The organism is Rhodococcus sp. 24CO, from assembly GCF_050586165.1.
Taxonomy (GTDB): domain Bacteria; phylum Actinomycetota; class Actinomycetes; order Mycobacteriales; family Mycobacteriaceae; genus Rhodococcus_F.
This window is the reverse complement of sequence record NZ_JAZFNF010000060.1, coordinates 1-1,366: the sequence shown is the minus strand read 5'-3', so window position 1 is coordinate 1,366 and position 1,366 is coordinate 1. Positions and strand designations below refer to the sequence as shown.

General features: G+C 61.1%; 1 protein-coding gene. It reads right to left on the bottom strand.

Translation table 11 applies throughout. The features are described from left to right. Positions 1-93 precede the first annotated feature (93 nt). Complete coding sequence (locus tag V2B23_RS30825; protein WP_033237420.1) at positions 94-1,359, bottom strand: aromatic ring-hydroxylating oxygenase subunit alpha; 1,266 nt, start codon at positions 1,357-1,359, stop codon at positions 94-96. Positions 1,360-1,366 lie beyond the last annotated feature (7 nt).

The following is a 1,366-nucleotide window of genomic DNA, read 5'->3' as shown; positions in this document are numbered from 1 at the left end:
TGCATTTCGGGCATGGTGGAGGCGAGGCGTTTTGCGTAGCGTTCGCCTTCGGTGGGGAGGATCCAGTCGGCGAAGCGTTCGAGGTCGGCGAAGTCAGTTGGTAGTGGCATCGCGGTGCTCCTTGACGTGTGTTCGTGCGGTGTGGTGAAGGTGGCGGATGAGGAGTTCTTGGTCGCAGAGGGGGAATTCGGTGACGGTGCGGGTGGCCATCATCGTTTGTGAGGCTTCGAGGGTGTTCGCGTCTTGGAGTGCGTATTCCTTGAAGGTGACTGCTGCGAGTTCGTGTGCGAGTCGTTCGCGGGTGTTCTTGGGGGGTACGAAGTAGAGGCTGGCTTCGAAGATGTGTTTGTCGACTGCGGTGGGCCAGTAGTGGTAGGTGAGGTACCAGCCTGGTGCCCAGATGAGGAGCATGAAGTTGGGGAAGATGGTGAAGCTGTCTTCGCCCCAGGCTGCGTGGCGGGCGGGGTTGAGCGTGGGGGGGAGGGGGTCGAGGCCTTCGATGTCGGGGCGGTCCCAGGGGCCGAAGAGGCCGCTGCGCAGTGCGCGTTCGATGGGCTTGACCATGTTGAGGTCTTTCGGCGGTGCCATTCCGCCCCATGAGGAGATGAGGGAGTGGGGTCCGTCGAGTTCGTAGTGGAGTGCTTCGAAGCCGGTGGCGGCGAGTTTGTCTGCTTCGGCCTTGGTTGCCTGCTTCTGGTGCAGGATGGGGGCGTGGTAGAACTCGGCGAATGCGTCGATGAAGAGTTTCCAGTTGCTGCCGATTTCGGCGCGGTAGCTGTAGACCTCGGTCATTTCGTGGAAGGGGTAGCCTTCGACGCCCTTGAGCATGGGGCCGAGGTATTCCTCGAGGCTTTGCTGGGGGTTGAGGTTGACGAAGATGAAGCCTTGCCAGGTTTCGCAGGTGACTTCGACGAGTCCGTAGTCCTGCTTGTCGACGTCGAAGAATTCGCCTTCTTGCTGGATGAAGGAGAGTTTGCCGTCGAGGTCGTAGCGCCAGGCGTGGTATTTGCAGGTGAACTGGCGGCAGGTGCCTGAGGTTTCGTCGCCGGGGATTTCGTTCCATACCAGCTTGTTTCCGCGGTGGCGGCAGACGTTGTGGAATGCGCGGATGGTTCCGTCGGCGCCCTTGACGATGATCAGGGAGGTGTTGACGGCGGCGAGTTCTTTGGTGAAGTAGCTGCCGGTGCGGGGGACTCGTTCGACGCGTCCGACGTTGAGCCAGGTGCGTTTGAAGATTGCTTCGCGTTCGGCTTCGTAGTGTTCGGGGTCGATGGAGTCGGTGTAGTCGACGGGTGCGGTGCCGAGGTGGGGATACTGTTCGGTCCAGCTTCCCGCGGCCGGTTTGGCGAAGTGTGGCACGGTCTAC